General features: G+C 66.2%; 12 protein-coding genes. 3 read left to right on the top strand and 9 right to left on the bottom strand.

Annotated elements, in window-relative coordinates:
• Window positions 1–476: 476 nt before the first annotated feature.
• On the bottom strand, window positions 477–2,318 hold the full coding sequence (gene recJ, locus QX126_RS09710) for a single-stranded-DNA-specific exonuclease RecJ (protein ID WP_315774669.1): 1,842 nt from the start codon (window positions 2,316–2,318) through the stop codon (window positions 477–479).
• Window positions 2,319–2,627: 309 nt separating this feature from the next.
• On the opposite strand from recJ, the gene QX126_RS09705 reads away from it, so the two are divergent.
• Window positions 2,628–3,716, top strand: coding sequence for a methyl-accepting chemotaxis protein (locus QX126_RS09705; protein WP_315737832.1), 1,089 nt, complete (start codon window positions 2,628–2,630; stop codon window positions 3,714–3,716).
• A gap of 10 nt (window positions 3,717–3,726) precedes the next feature.
• Here QX126_RS09705 and QX126_RS09700 read toward each other — a convergent pair whose 3' ends face one another.
• The 5 genes from QX126_RS09700 to QX126_RS33550 all read right to left on the bottom strand — a co-directional run bounded on the left by QX126_RS09700 (window position 3,727) and on the right by QX126_RS33550 (window position 8,779).
• Window positions 3,727–4,446, bottom strand: a complete 720-nt coding sequence (locus QX126_RS09700) for a haloacid dehalogenase type II (protein WP_315780632.1) — start codon at window positions 4,444–4,446, stop codon at window positions 3,727–3,729.
• A 123-nt stretch (window positions 4,447–4,569) separates the two neighbouring features.
• Complete coding sequence (gene glpX, locus QX126_RS09695; RefSeq protein WP_315737830.1) at window positions 4,570–5,571, bottom strand: class II fructose-bisphosphatase; 1,002 nt, start codon at window positions 5,569–5,571, stop codon at window positions 4,570–4,572.
• Between the two features lie 205 nt (window positions 5,572–5,776).
• Window positions 5,777–7,096, bottom strand: coding sequence for a homoserine dehydrogenase (locus tag QX126_RS09690; protein ID WP_315737829.1), 1,320 nt, complete (start codon window positions 7,094–7,096; stop codon window positions 5,777–5,779).
• A 39-nt stretch (window positions 7,097–7,135) separates the two neighbouring features.
• Window positions 7,136–8,356 (bottom strand): LL-diaminopimelate aminotransferase, encoded by a 1,221-nt coding sequence (locus tag QX126_RS09685; protein ID WP_315737828.1) that lies wholly within the window; start codon window positions 8,354–8,356, stop codon window positions 7,136–7,138.
• Window positions 8,357–8,590: 234 nt separating this feature from the next.
• The gene (locus QX126_RS33550; RefSeq protein ID WP_409999088.1) at window positions 8,591–8,779 is read right to left on the bottom strand and encodes a hypothetical protein; all 189 of its coding nucleotides are present in this window, start codon (window positions 8,777–8,779) and stop codon (window positions 8,591–8,593) included.
• 369 nt (window positions 8,780–9,148) lie between these two features.
• Here QX126_RS33550 and QX126_RS09675 point away from each other — a divergent pair, with 369 nt between their 5' ends.
• Complete coding sequence (locus QX126_RS09675; RefSeq protein ID WP_315780630.1) at window positions 9,149–10,954, top strand: class I poly(R)-hydroxyalkanoic acid synthase; 1,806 nt, start codon at window positions 9,149–9,151, stop codon at window positions 10,952–10,954.
• A gap of 73 nt (window positions 10,955–11,027) precedes the next feature.
• The gene (locus QX126_RS09670; protein WP_315737826.1) at window positions 11,028–11,426 is read left to right on the top strand and encodes an MAPEG family protein; all 399 of its coding nucleotides are present in this window, start codon (window positions 11,028–11,030) and stop codon (window positions 11,424–11,426) included.
• A 9-nt stretch (window positions 11,427–11,435) separates the two neighbouring features.
• Here the strand turns inward: QX126_RS09670 and QX126_RS09665 are convergent, their stop codons facing one another.
• Genes QX126_RS09665 through QX126_RS09655 form a run of 3 tightly spaced genes read right to left on the bottom strand, consistent with a single transcriptional unit; the run spans window position 11,436 to window position 14,234 of the window.
• Window positions 11,436–12,485: a LacI family DNA-binding transcriptional regulator gene (locus QX126_RS09665; protein WP_315755568.1), complete on the bottom strand. Its 1,050-nt coding sequence runs from the start codon at window positions 12,483–12,485 to the stop codon at window positions 11,436–11,438.
• On the bottom strand, window positions 12,482–13,126 hold the full coding sequence (locus tag QX126_RS09660) for a ThuA domain-containing protein (protein WP_315712128.1): 645 nt from the start codon (window positions 13,124–13,126) through the stop codon (window positions 12,482–12,484). Before QX126_RS09660 ends, QX126_RS09665 begins: the two co-directional genes overlap by 4 nt.
• 10 nt (window positions 13,127–13,136) lie before the next feature.
• Window positions 13,137–14,234 carry a Gfo/Idh/MocA family oxidoreductase gene (locus QX126_RS09655; protein WP_315780629.1) on the bottom strand — a complete coding sequence of 366 codons (1,098 nt, stop codon included), beginning with the start codon at window positions 14,232–14,234 and terminating at the stop codon, window positions 13,137–13,139.
• Window positions 14,235–14,256 lie beyond the last annotated feature (22 nt).

Raw genomic sequence — 14,256 nt, 5'->3', positions numbered from 1 at the left:
CGGTTCGATGAGCGGGGAAGGGAAACGGGGCGTTGCCGAATGGCCCAAGCCACCGCGCCCTTCCTCGACTCTACCGTTAAGACCTCCGCGCAGGGAATGCCGGTTGAAACGGCTTTGCCTGTGGTGACTGCCGCCTGCTTTTTGTTTGCAGGCGGGCCATGGGTGAGGCCTTCACCCGGCATTCCCTGCGCCCTCTCTTCTCTGATGAGGGTCTTGATCCAGCATCACTCGAGCGCAGATGCGCGGCGAGATTACAAAGACTTGCCCTGCAATGAGACACGCGACGGCCACCCCGCACTCCGCTGTCGTCCCGGCCTCCGCGCCGGGACCCATACCCACAGGGAGCCGTTTGAGGCACGATCGGAGTGGCCATCTCGTCCTCACAACATCTGCTGCTGCGTATGGATCCTGGATCGGCGCTTCGCCGACGCGAGCGTCGCCGAAGCTTGTCCGGGGCGACAGCGGTGTTGGGGCTGCTACCTGATCATCGCCGGTCCATGATCCGGCACGGCGACATCGAGCACGCGCAGTTGCACGCGCTCGACTCCCTGGTAGCGGTCGACGGTGAGCGTGCCGGCGACATGCAGGATCTGGCCGCGATGCTGAACCAGCGCGTTGCCGAGCTTCTGGCCGACGGAGCGGAACGCGATCGCGTTCACCATGGCGCCGTCGCCGGATTTGAAGCGCAGCTTCAGATGCGCCTGCCCGACCTCGTCGGCATAGACCAGTTGATGCGACGGCAGCGCCACGATCGGCTCCGGATTGCCGCTGCCGAAGGGACCGGCGCGATTGAGGGTCGCCACCAGCTCCGGCGTCGCGGCGCGCGCGCTGATGGCGCCGTCGATCAGGATCTCGTTGACGTGCCGTGCGTCGGCGACGTCGGCGGCGAGCGCGCTTTCGAGAAAGGCGCGAAACTCGGCCAACCGCTCCTTGCGCAAGGTGACGCCGGCGGCCATCGCGTGCCCGCCGCCCTTCATCAGGATGCCCTGCTCCACGGCATGGCGGACGGCCTTGCCGAGATCGACTCCGGGAATCGAACGGCCCGACCCGGTGCCGATGCCGCCGGGCTCGAGCGCGATCGCAAACGCCGGACGGGCAAACTTTTCCTTCAGCCGCGAGGCGACGAGACCCACGACGCCCGGATGCCAGCCTTCGGACGCCGTCACGATGACGGCGCCCTTGTCCTCCAGGCCGAGCGAGGCCAGCGCCTCGGCCTCGGCCTGCGCTTCGGCCTGCTGCTCGATGACGCGGCGCTCGCTGTTGAGGCGGTCGAGCTCGGCCGCGATGCGCGCGGCTTCGGAGATATCGCTTTCCAACAGCAGCCGCACGCCGAGATCGGCGCGGCCGATGCGCCCGCCGGCATTGATGCGCGGTCCCAGCATGAAGCCGAGATGCCAGGCTTCGGGCGGACCGTTGAGCCGGGCGACATCCATCAGCGCGGTGTGCCCAACATGGTCGCGCCGGCGCATCGCGATCAGGCCCTTGGCGACGAACGCGCGGTTGAGCGCGATCAGCGGCGCGACGTCGGCGACGGTGCCGAGCGCGACGTGATGCAGCATGCTGAGCAGATCCGGCTCCGGGCGCGTGCTGCTCCAGAAGCCGCGGCCGCGCAGCTCGCGATTGACCGCAACCAGCGTGACCAGCGTCAGCCCGACCGCGGCGAGATAGCCGAGGCCGGAGAGATCGTCGGGCCGGTTCGGATTCACCAGCGCGTCGACCTCGGGCAGTTCCTCGCCGCATTGATGGTGATCGATCACCACCACGGACATGCCGAGCCGCCGCGCCTCCGCCAGCGGCTCGAGGCTGGTGGTGCCGCAGTCGACCGTGACGAGCAGCGTCGCGCCCTTGGCCGCGAGCGCGCGGATGGCATCGACGTTCGGGCCGTAGCCTTCGAAGATGCGGTCGGGAATGTGGATCAGCGGATCGAGCCCGCAATGGCGCAGATGCCAGGCGAGCAGCGCCGCCGAGGTTGCGCCGTCGACATCGTAGTCGCCGAAGATCGCGACCTTCTCGCCCTTGACCGCTGCGTCGGCAATGCGCTCGGCCGCCGCCTCCATCTGCGTCACCGTGAACGGATCCGGCATCAGCTTGCGGATGGTGGGATCGAGGAAGTCGTTGACTTGATCGAGCTCGACCTCACGCCCCGCCAGAACCCGGGCCAGCATCTCCGGCAGTTGATAGCGCTGCACCATCGCAAGCGCGCGCGCCGCGCCGCGCGCATCCAGCCGGTCGCGCCACAATTTGTTGGTCAGCGACAGCCGCACGCCCAGGAACGCCTGCGGGGCGCTCAGGGGCAGTGCAAGGGCGGATGGTGCCATGACGCGCGGGGCCTCGCTTGCAGCGCAGCGATTCGAAACGGACGCCGTCGAATCTACAGCAACTGGCCTGCCTCAGCAGGTTCCATCCATGAAACCCACCAGAATCGTCCCAGAACTTGGCGGAACTCACAGGAAATCAGGGAAATGCCGCCCATATACGGCTGGTTGCCTAAAATTCGAGCTGCGTTCAATGGAGTGCATTAAACAGCCGTTAGGCGAACTCCGTAACATTTCAATCAATTATTACATCCGATTTGTCCGCCCTCTTCGTGCCGACCAGGAGGCGCGGCAACATGGAGTTCATTGCCGATGCTGACCGCGCCCGAGTTGAAGACGCAGCCCTCCGCCGCTCCGGCACAAACGACTCCCAAGGATGACGAGACCGACGTCTCGGCGCTGATCGCCCGGCTCACCGGCGAGGTCAATCAGATCGCCTGCGAGAAGACCAAGTCGATCCAGCAGATCACCAACCAGATGAAGATGCTGGCGCTGAACGCGCTGATCGAGAGCTCGCGGGTCGGCGCCCAGGGCGCGGGCTTCGCCGTGGTGGCCCAGGAGGTCCGCGCCGTCGGACAGCTCGTCGAGACCATCGCGCGCGAGCTGGAAGGCCAGCTCACGACCCGCACCGGCAATCTGAAGAGCTCGATCGAACGCATGACCGAGCGGGCGCGCGGCGAGCGCATGGTCGATCTGGCGCTGAATGCGATCGAGCTGATCGACCGCAATCTCTACGAGCGGACCTGCGACGTGCGCTGGTGGGCGACCGATTCGGCCGTGGTCGATTGCGCGGCGGACCCAGACGCCGCACGCGTCGCCCATGTCTCCGATCGGCTCGCGGTGATTCTGTCGGCCTACACCGTCTATCTCGATCTGTGGCTGTGCGATCCGAGCGGCAAGGTGATCGCCAACGGCCGCGCCGACCGCTTCAACGTCGTCGGCCAGAGCGTCGCCGACACCAAATGGTTTCGCGAGGCGCGCGGACTGCGCTCGGGCGACGACTACGTCGCCGGCGACGTCGAGTGCCAGCCGCTGCTCGGCAACGCCCAGGTCGCGACCTATTGCGCCTCGGTCCGCGAGGACGGCAAGGCCCATGGCAAGCCGCTCGGCGTGCTCGCCATTCATTTCGACTGGGAGGCTCAGGCGCGCGCGATCGTGCAGGGCGTCCGCGTCAGCGAAAGCGACAAGGCGCGCGTGCTGCTGGTGGATTCGAATCTGCGCGTCATCGCGTCCTCGGACGGCCAGGGCATTCTCAGCGAGCGGGTGTCGCTGAAGCTCGATGGCAAACGCAGCGGCTTCTATCAGGACATCTCCGGGCGCATGGTCGCGTTCCACGCGACGCCCGGCTACGAGACCTACAAGGGTCTCGGCTGGTACGGCGTGATCGTGTCGGGTGCGTGAGGCAGGAGGATCAGCAGCCGAGCCGGTCGGCGATGCCGCCGAAATCATCGGCAACGATGTCCCAGGCGCCGGTGGCCTCGAAGTCGCGGCTCTGCAGCGGGCCGTATTCGGTGGGGCGAGCGACGAAGGCGGTCTTGAGGCCGTAGCGTTGCGCCGCCTCGAGATCATTGTTGTGCGCGGCGACCATCATGACCTCAGCGGGCGCAAGACCAAGCAGACGCGCGGCGCCGAGATAGGTCTCGGGATCGGGCTTGTAGTGCGCGAACAGCTCTGCGGAGAGCACGAGGTCCCAGGGCAGACCCGCAAACTTCGCCATGTTGGTGAGCAGCGCGACATTGCCGTTGGAGAGCGGCGCGATGATGTATTTGGACTTCAACCGGGTCAGCCCGGCGACACTGTCGGGCCACGGATGCAGCCGGTGCCAGCCGCGGGTGAGATGATCGAGATCGGCTTCGGTGAGGCCGGTGATGCCGAGCTGCGCGACCAGCGTCTCCAGCGAGCGCCGGTGCAGCACGTCGAGGATGACGTAGCCGCGCTCCGGATGCCTCCGGACCTCATCCATCGAGCCGACATAGAGCCCGCGCCAGCCATCGACCAGCGCGGTCCAGTCGCCCTGGATGCCGCGGGTCTTCGACCACGCGGTGAAGTCGTTGATCAGGCTGGTGCGCCAGTCGACGACGGTGCCGAACACGTCGAACACCAGCGCCTTGACCATGGACAGATCGGACATGCTGAGCCGCTCTCCAATTTCGTCATTCCGGGATGCGCGCACAGCGCGCAGACCCGGAATCTCGCGCCACGGTCTCGAGATTCCGGGTTCACGCTCCGCGTGCCCCGGAACGACTGTGCTGGATCAGTCGAGGTGGAATTTCGCCAGCTGGCGGTGCTCGGCGCGGATGTAGCGCACCGTGCCGGTGACCGAGCGCATCACGACGGTCTCGGTCTCGATGACGCCGTCCTTGCGGAACTTGACGCCGGAGAGCAGCGAGCCGGTGGTGACGCCGGTGGCCGCGAACAGACAGTCGCCCCGGGCCATGTCCTCGATGCCGTAGATCATCTTGGGATCACCGACGCCCATCTTGTGGGCGCGCTCGCGCTTCTCCTCGGTGTCGAGGATCAGGCGGCACTGCATCTGGCCGCCGATGCAGCGCAGCGCTACCGCGGCCAGCACGCCCTCCGGCGCGCCGCCGGTGCCGAGATACATGTCGACGCCGGTGTTGTCGGGATCGGCGCAGTGGATCACGCCGGCGACGTCGCCGTCGGTGATCAGGCGCACGGCGGCGCCGGTCGAGCGCACGCCCTGGATGATATCGGCATGGCGCGGGCGGTCCAGCACCAGCACCGTGATCGCGCCCGGCTCGACGCCCTTGGCCTTGGCGAGCCGGCGGACGTTGTCGGCAGGCGTCGCGTCGATGTCGACGACGCCCTTGGCGTAGCCGGGGCCGACCGCGATCTTCTGCATGTAGACGTCGGGAGCATGGAGGAGCGTGCCGCCATCGGCCATCGCCATGGTCGCGATCGCGCCGGGCATGTTCTTGGCGCACAGGGTGGTGCCCTCGAGCGGGTCGACCGCGATGTCGACCCTGGGGCCGGCATTGAGGCCGACCTTCTCGCCGATATAGAGCATCGGCGCCTCGTCGCGCTCACCCTCGCCGATCACGACCGTGCCTTCGATCGGCAGCTTGTTGAGCTCGCGGCGCATCGCATCCACGGCGGCCTGGTCGGCAGGCTTCTCCTGGCCGTGGCCGCGCAGCCGCGCCGCCGATACCGCCGCCCGTTCGGTCACGCGCACCAGCTCCAGCGTCAGGATGCGCTCGAGCAGCAATTGTTGCGGGACAGAAATCTGCGTCGACATCGGTCAACTCCTCAAGACGTCACGGCGGACATCCGCCATCAAAATCTACCGCTCGCACGCCGCCCCCCCTGGGCGGCAGCCGGGCCAGGCGGTCGGCACGAATGGCCGTTCCCCGCCTGTCTACTCTCCCGGTTTGAGCATGAACCTATACCAAACGCCACGCGTTTGTTTGAGCAGGGACAAGCGGTTCCCTGTGCATCATGCGCTAGTTCTTCTCGATCCGGATCACCTGGGGCTTGCCGCTGATGACCTTGTCGCGCTGCACCGCCTGGAGCGCGCGATGCACGGCGTCCTCGTGGGTCGCGTAGGTGATCAGGATCACCGGGACCGGCGCGGACTTGCCGGCGGTCTTCGCCGGCTCGCTGCCGTTGGGATGCCGCTGCACGATCGATTCGATCGAGATCTTCTGCTCGGCGAGCCGGGTCGCGATGGTCGCTGCCGTGCCGGCATGGTCGCGCGCCATCAGGCGGATGTAGTAGCCGCCCTCGTGCCGCTCCATCGGGGCCTTCTCGGTCGCCTGCAGCTTATCGACCGGCCGTCCGAACGGCGCCGCGCGGATACCGCGCGCGACATCGGCGATGTCGGCGACGACCGCGGAGGCCGTGGCGGCGCCCCCTGCTCCCGGACCGACCAGCGTGATCGGCGGGATACCGTCGCCGTCGATCGTGACCGCGTTGGTCACGCCCATGACCTGGGCGATCGAGGAGGATTTCGGCACCATCGTCGGGTGCACCCGCTGCTCGATGCCCTTGGCGGTGCGCACGGCAACGCCAAGCAGCTTGACGCGGTAGCCGAGCTCAGCGGCCGCGCGCAGGTCCTCCGGCGCGATCGAGGAGATGCCTTCGACATAGACGGAGTTCTGCGCCACCTGGGTGCCGAAGGCGAGGCTCGCGAGAATCGCAAGCTTCTGTGCGGTGTCATGGCCGTGGATGTCGAACGACGGGTCAGCCTCGGCATAGCCCAGGCGCTGGGCATCCTTGAGGCACTCGTCGAACGACAGCCCCTCCTGCTCCATCCGCGTCAGGATGTAGTTGCAGGTGCCATTCAGGATTCCATAGACGCGGTTGATGCCGGTGCCGGCAAGCCCCTCGCGCAGGGTCTTGATCACCGGAATGGCGGCACCGACGGCCGCTTCGAAGTTCAGCGCGCCACCATGCTTCTCGGCCGCCTTGGCGAGCTTCAGGCCATGCTTCGCAATCAGTGCCTTGTTGGCGGTCACCACCGACTTGCCGGCCTTGAGCGCGGTGTCGATCGCCGACAGCGCGGGATCACCCGCGCCCCCCATCAGCTCGACCAGGCAGTCGATTTCGGGATCACCAGCCAGTGCGATCGGATCCTTGGCCCATTTGATCCCGGACAGATCGATGCCGCGCTTCTTGGCCTTCGACCGCGCCGTCACGGCGACGACCTTCACCGGGCGTCCCGTCCGCTCGGTGAGCACGCGCCCCTGACGCTCGATGAGACGAACGACCTCGACACCCACGGTGCCGAGGCCCGCGATGCCCACTCTCAGGGGTGCGACCATGGAATCAAAGAACCTGTCGAAAGGAAAATACGGGAGGGCTCAGCGCCGGTTGGCGATGGGAACGACGTTGTGCAACGTTTCGATCCCGCTTTCAAGGAAGCGGCGGACGCCGCGCGCGGCCTGCCGGATGCGCTGCTCGTTCTCGACCATCGCGATGCGGACATAGCCCTCGCCATGCTCGCCGAAGCCGACGCCCGGCGACACCGCCACGCCGGACTTCTCGACCATGAGCGTCGCGAACTGCATGCTGCCGAGGCTCTTGAACTTCTCCGGCAAAGGCGCCCAGGCGAACATCGAGGCCTCAGGCGACGGGATCTCCCAGCCGGCCCGGCCGAACGCCTCGACCAGCGTGTCGCGGCGCTTGCGATAGACATCGCGCATCTCGCGGATGCAGTCGTCGGGACCGTTCAGGGCAGCCGTGGCCGCGACCTGCACCGGGGTGAACGCGCCGTAGTCGAGATACGATTTCACGCGGGCGAGCGCTGCGATGATGCGCTCGTTGCCGACGGCAAAGCCCATGCGCCAGCCGGCCATCGAATAGGTCTTGGACATCGAGGTGAACTCGACCGCGACGTCCATCGCGCCGGGCACCTGCAGCACCGACGGCGGCGGGTTCTTGTCGTCGAAATACACCTCGGCATAAGCGAGGTCCGACAGGATGAGGATCTCGTGCTTCTTCGCGAATGCGACGAGGTCGCGATAGAAGTCGAGGCTCGCGACATAGGCGGTCGGGTTGCTCGGATAGCAGACGATCAGCGCGAGCGGCTTCGGGATCGAGTGAATGATCGCGCGCTCGGCCGCCTCGAAGAACTGCGGCGTCGGTTCCGACGGCACCGAGCGGATCACGCCGCCCGCCATCAGGAACCCGAAGGCGTGGATCGGATAGCTCGGATTGGGACAGAGAATGACATCGCCCGGCGCGGTGATCGCCTGCGCCACGTTGGCAAAGCCTTCCTTGGAGCCGAGCGTCGCCACGATCTGGGTGTCGGGATTGAGCTTCACCCCGAAACGGCGATCGTAATAGGCGGCCTGCGCCCGACGCAGTCCGACGATGCCGCGCGAGGCCGAATAGCGGTCGGTCCGCGGCTTGCCCAGGGTCTCCTTGAGCTTCTCCAGCACGTGCGGCGGCGCCGGCAGATCCGGATTGCCCATGCCGAGATCGATGATGTCGGCCCCGGCGTTCCGCGCGGCCGCCTTGGCCCGGTTGACCTGCTCGAACACGTAAGGCGGCAGACGGCGGATGCGATAGAAATCTTCCATGGGTCTCTCGGCTCCGGCAACCGGGGGCGGATTCGCCAGCAGAGCTGGCGCTGCGGCGACGCGGGCCATGCATTGAAACCGGTGCTGGATCAGGAGTTTAGCACGGGCTCGCGGCTTGGCTGGCAACGACACGCGGAGGTGTTGATTGCGGTGTTTTATCATGGCCGCCGCGCCACGCCAGACAATTACGCCGCTCAGAGCGGCCGATCTCCCAGCCCTTGGTCGCCTGGCCGATCATTTGGGCCTGGTGCTGGTGCCCGCCGAAGCCTGGCGGTCACGCGCCGCGAGCAACTCCTTTTCGATCTTGGCGCGCTCCTGCGGCGAAATGATCGGCGCATCGCGGTCGCGCGGCACGTCGTTGACGGGCAGATACCCGCCCGGCTCCTTGGGTCGGGCGACCGCATCCGCGTCGAGCGACGGCATGTCCGCGATTGGACTGGAGCACCCGGCAAGCGCGAGCGCGCCGAACACAACGAGCCCCGCAACAAGGGCGCGCCGTTCCGACCTCCAGCCTCGCCCCTGCGTCCCCACGCGCACGTCCCTCGGTCCCCAAGATCCAGTCAACGGTCCCCAGTCCGACCGCAGCGCGGCGCATTTTGCCGCAGTACAACCAATTGTCACTCGAAACGTTACCGGCTTGAACAGGAATTTCATCCAGCTACGTGATCAACATGTCGGAAGCGAGAGATTTCTTCGCAACGCAACAATCAGAAATCGAATTTGTCGCAAACTCGCGGATTATTGATCTCGCGCGGTGACGAGACGGTCCCGACGCGATAGTGTGATCGAGCCATGACCGACGTTCAGAACAGCAGCAATCCAGAAAAAACATTCGATGCGGAAGCGTTCGCGATGAACATCGCGAAAGCCATGGAAAGCAGCGGCAAGGCGCTCTCGGCCTATCTGAAGCCGCGCGAGACAGGCGAAGTTCAGGACCGGCCACCGACCGAATTGACCGAGGTCGTCAAATCCTTCACCGCCGTCGCCGACTACTGGCTGTCGGACAAGGAGCGCGCCAGCGACATCCAGACCAAGATCGCCAAGGGCTATCTCGATTTGTGGGGCTCGGCCTCGCGCCGTCTCGCCGGCGAAGACGCACCCCCGGCCATTTCGCCCTCCCCGCGCGACAAGCGCTTCGCCGATCCGGAATGGAAGTCGAACCAGTTCTTCGATTTCGTGATGCAGGCCTATCTGCTGACGACGCAGTGGGCCCAGGACCTGGTCCACAATGCCGAAGGCCTCGATCCGCACACGCGCAAGAAGGCCGAGTTCTACGTCAACCAGATCATCAATGCGCTGGCGCCCTCGAATTTCGTCCTGACCAATCCGGAGGTGCTGCGGCAGACGGTGGCGTCGAGCGGCGACAATCTGGTGCGCGGCATGCAGATGCTCGCGGAGGACATCGAAGCCGGCAAGGGCTCGCTGAAGATCCGCCAGTCCGACCCGGGCAATCTCGAGGTCGGCGTCAACATGGCGACGACGCCGGGCAAGGTGATCTTCCAGAACGAGATGATGCAGTTGATCCAGTACGCGCCGACGACCGAGAACGTGCTGCGCACGCCGCTGCTGATCGTGCCGCCCTGGATCAACAAGTTCTACATCCTCGATCTGCGCCCCGAGAAATCCTTCATCAAATGGTGCGTCGATCAGGGCCTCACGGTGTTCGTGATCTCCTGGGTCAATCCCGACAAAAAGCTTGGGACCAAGACCTGGGATGACTACATGAAGGAAGGCCCGCTCACCGCGATGGACGTCATCGAGAAGGTGACGGGCGAGATGAAGGTGCACACGCTCGGCTACTGTGTCGGCGGCACCATGCTCGCGACCACGCTCGCCTGGCTCGCCGACAAGCGCCGCCAGCGCGTGACCTCGGCGACGTTCCTTGCCGCACAGGTCGACTTCACCCATGCCGGCGATCTGCTGGTGTTCGTCGACGAGACCCAGATCTCGGCGCTGGAGCGCGACATGCAGGCGTCGGGCGTGCTCGAGGGCAGCAAGATGGCGATGGCCTTCAACATGCTGCGTTCGAACGACCTGATCTGGTCCTATGTCGTCAACAATTACCTGAAAGGCCAGGCGCCGCAGGCGTTCGACCTGCTGCACTGGAACTCGGACGCCACGCGGATGTCGGCGGCGAACCATTCCTACTACCTGCGCAACTGCTATCTGGAGAACCGGCTGACGCAGGGCACGATGGTGCTGGATAACACGCTGCTGGATCTCTCCAAGGTGAAGGTGCCGGTCTACAACCTCGCCACCCGCGAGGACCACATCGCGCCGGCCGACTCCGTGCTGTACGGCTCGCAATTCTTCGGCGGGCCGGTGAAGTACGTGCTGTCGGGCTCCGGCCACATCGCCGGCGTCGTCAACCCGCCCTCCTCCGGCAAGTATCAGTACTGGACCAACGACCAGATCCACGACATCTCGCTGAAGGACTGGATCAAGGGCGCGCAGGAGCACAAGGGCTCCTGGTGGCCGGACTGGCGCGAATGGCTGAGCCAGCTCGATCCGGAAGAGGTTCCCGCGCGCGGCGTCGGCAGCGAGGCCTATCCACCGATCGAGGATGCGCCGGGCTCCTATGTCCGCGTCCGCGCATAGCGTGATCCGCCGCGATTGACTATAACCGCTCCGTCCCGCCGGGACGGGACGGGAATCAGTTGAGGGGATCTCGATGACGCGCGAACTGTTCTGGCTGACGCTCACGGTCATTCTGACCGGCCTGCTGTGGGTTCCCTACATCCTGAACCGCTGCCAGGTCCGCGGCCTCACGGGCGCGATGGCCAACCCTTCCCGCAACGACAAGCCGCACGCGCCGTGGGCAACGCGGCTGATGTTCGCGCACGACAATGCGGTCGAGAACCTCGTGATCTTCGCGCCGCTGGTGCTGATCCTCAACGCGATCGACTATTCGACCAAATGGACCGTGCTCGCCTGCGCCGTCTATTTCTGGTCGCGGGTGGCCCACGTCATCGTCTACGCGATCGGCCTGCCCGTGTTCCGGACGCTAGCGTTCGTGGTCGGCTTCATCGCCCAGGCCATCCTGGCGCTCGCCATCTTCGGCTGGCTCTAGGCCGATCTGCTAGGGCAGATTGTCCCGCAGAAAGATATCGATGCGGATGCGCTCCTGGTCTGGACTGATCGGCTCCCCCGAGCAGTGCGCGAGCAGAATGCGCGCCGCCGAGCGCGCCTCGTGGCCGGGGTCCTGGTTGATGATGGCGTCCAGCGTTCCGCGGACCAGGAACCGCCGCGTGTGCTGGGTCAGCTCATGGGTGATCCAGACCACATCCCGGGCGCGGCCGGATGCCTCGAGCGCGTCGGCGATGCCACGGTTGCCGGCGCCGCAGCAGTAGATGCCGCGCAGATCCGGATGGCGGGCGAGCAGCGCGGCGGTCAGCTCCCGCGTGCGCTCGCTCTCATCGCGGCCCTCGATGGCCGGAAGCGCGAGCAGGTTCGGGTACTCGCTGGACAGGATCTGGTGAAAGCCGAATTGCCGCTCGGCGTGATCGCGCAGCGACAATGATCCCGCGATCACGGCAACCGTCCCCTCGCGGCCGCCGAGGTAGCGCCCCATCAGCGTGGCCGCCGTCCGTCCCGCGGCAGGGTTGTCGATGCCGACATAGTGCAGGCGGCGCGAGCTCGGGGCATCCGAGACCAGGGTCACCACCGCGACGCCGCGCGCGGTGAGCTCGTCGATCGCGGCGCGCACTCTGGGGTGATCCAGCGCGATGACCGCAACGCCCTGATAGGCCGGCGACAGGTTCTCCAGCGCACCGGCCAGCACGTCAGGATCGAACACGTCGACGTGGAGGATATCGATGAAGCCGCGCTGGCCGGCCAGCCACTCCGCCGTACGCTGGACCTGCTCGGTCAGGATGGTCATGAAGCTGTTGCCACCGGTCGGCAGCACGAAGGCAAAGCGGAAGCTCTGGCCGCGCGCGAGCCGTGCCGCTGCGACGTCGGCGCGATAGCCCAGCTTGGCAACAGCGGCCTCCACCCGGGCAACGGTCTTGGCACGCACGCCCTCGCGCCGGTTGATGACGCGGTCGACGGTGGCGAGCGACACGCCCGCCGTCCGCGCGACGTCCTCCAGCGTGGCCCGGACCGGTAACGGGTTCGCGTCAGCCGTCACTCGCGCGCCGCCCATAGCATGCCGCGGGTCATCAACGTCCGGATCTCCGGCACGTCGAGCTCGTAGGCGCGGTGGCCGAGCGAAGAATAGAATACCCTGCCCGCGCCGTAACGCTTCTTCCAGACCACCGGCATCACCACGCCCTCGATCCATGGGGCGTGCTCTCCGGTGAAGGTCGTGGTCGCCAACACCTCGTTGGCCGGATCGACATGCATGTAATACTGCTCGGAACGGTGCTCGAAACTTGTCAGGCCCTTCATGATGGGATCGTCCGGCCTGGTCAAGTCGACCCGGTAGTCGATGATGTTGCCGGGATGGGCGACCCATTGCCCGCCGCACAGGAACTGGTAGTCGACCGAATCGCGGAAGGCATCGCACATGCCGCCATGATGGCCGGCGAGCCCGACCCCGCTGCGCACCGCCGCGCAGAGATTGAGCGCTTCCGCCTTCTCGATCTTGGACATCGTGTAGATTGGAATGATTAGCGACAGATCGTGGATCGCAGGATCTGCGAACGCGGCCGTCGTGGTCTCGATCCGCACCTCGAAGCCTTCCGCCTTCAGCCAGCCGCGGATCATCGAGGCGCACAGATCGGGGTCATGTCCTGGCCAGCCGCCCCATACAATCATTGCCTTGCGCATGTCTCTGTCCTCAGTCGATCTGTCCGGTGTCGCGTCCAACAGGCAACATCGCCGGCCGCTCCACGCGGCTCTCGATCCTGACCCGCCGGCCTTCGTTTGCGGAGGTCTGGAACGCCTCCATGACCTCCAGCACGTGGAAGGCGAGCGCACCGCTGGCCCGATGCGGCCGGTCGTGCAGGATCGCGGTCGCCATGTCGGCGACACCGATGGAGCGGAACTCGCCGTCGACGTGACCATGCGTCAACGGCATCGTCTGCCAGTCGCCGCCGGTCTTGGCGACCTGGACCTCTCCACCGAAGCGGTTGGGGTCCGGCACCAGCATGCTACCCTCGGCGCCATAGATCTCGATGGGCGCGTGCCGGTGCTTCGGAACGTCGAAGCTCATCGTGACCGAGACCACCGCCCCGCTCTCGAACTCCAGCGTGCCCGCGACGTGGGTCGCTACCTCGACCGGGATCAGCGTGCCGTTCATCGGCTGGCTGGTGACAAGGCGCTCTGATCGCGGGCGCGCCGTGGAGCCCATGACGCTCGCGACCGGGCCGAGCAGTTGCACGAGATTGGTGATGTAGTACGGGCCCATGTCGAGCATCGGCCCGCCGCCGCGCAGGTAATAGAAGCCCGGCGCCGGATGCCAGCGCTCATGGCCGGGACAGCCGAAGAACGCGCTGCCCGCCACAGGCCTGCCGATCGCGCCGTCGTCGATCAGCTTGCGCGCGGTCTGGTGGCCGCCGCCAAGGAACGTGTCGGGCGCGCAGCCGACCCGCAGGTTCTTCTGCGCGGCAAGCTCGATCACCTTACGGGCTTCCGCGACGTCGATGCCGAGCGGCTTCTCGGAATGCACGTGCTTGCCGGCATTCAGCACGGCGAGACTGACGTCGGTATGGGCGAGCGGCACGGTGAGATTGATGACGATCTCGACGTCATCGCGCTTCAGCAATTGATCAACCCGCATCGCCGGCAGGCCGAAGGCTGCGCCCTGTCGCTCGGCTGCGTCGCTGCGCATGTCGGCGAGCGCCTTGATGTCCAGAACGGGGAAGCGCTGGGCTGCCTTCAGATAGGCGGTGCTGATGTTGCCGCAGCCGATGATGCCGATGCCGACTTTTCTCATTGTGGTCTCCGTGAGGTCCCGT

It is taken from the genome of Bradyrhizobium sp. SZCCHNPS1003, from assembly GCF_032381555.1.
In the GTDB taxonomy this organism is placed as follows: domain Bacteria; phylum Pseudomonadota; class Alphaproteobacteria; order Rhizobiales; family Xanthobacteraceae; genus Bradyrhizobium.
This window is presented reverse-complemented; position numbering and strand designations above follow the sequence as displayed.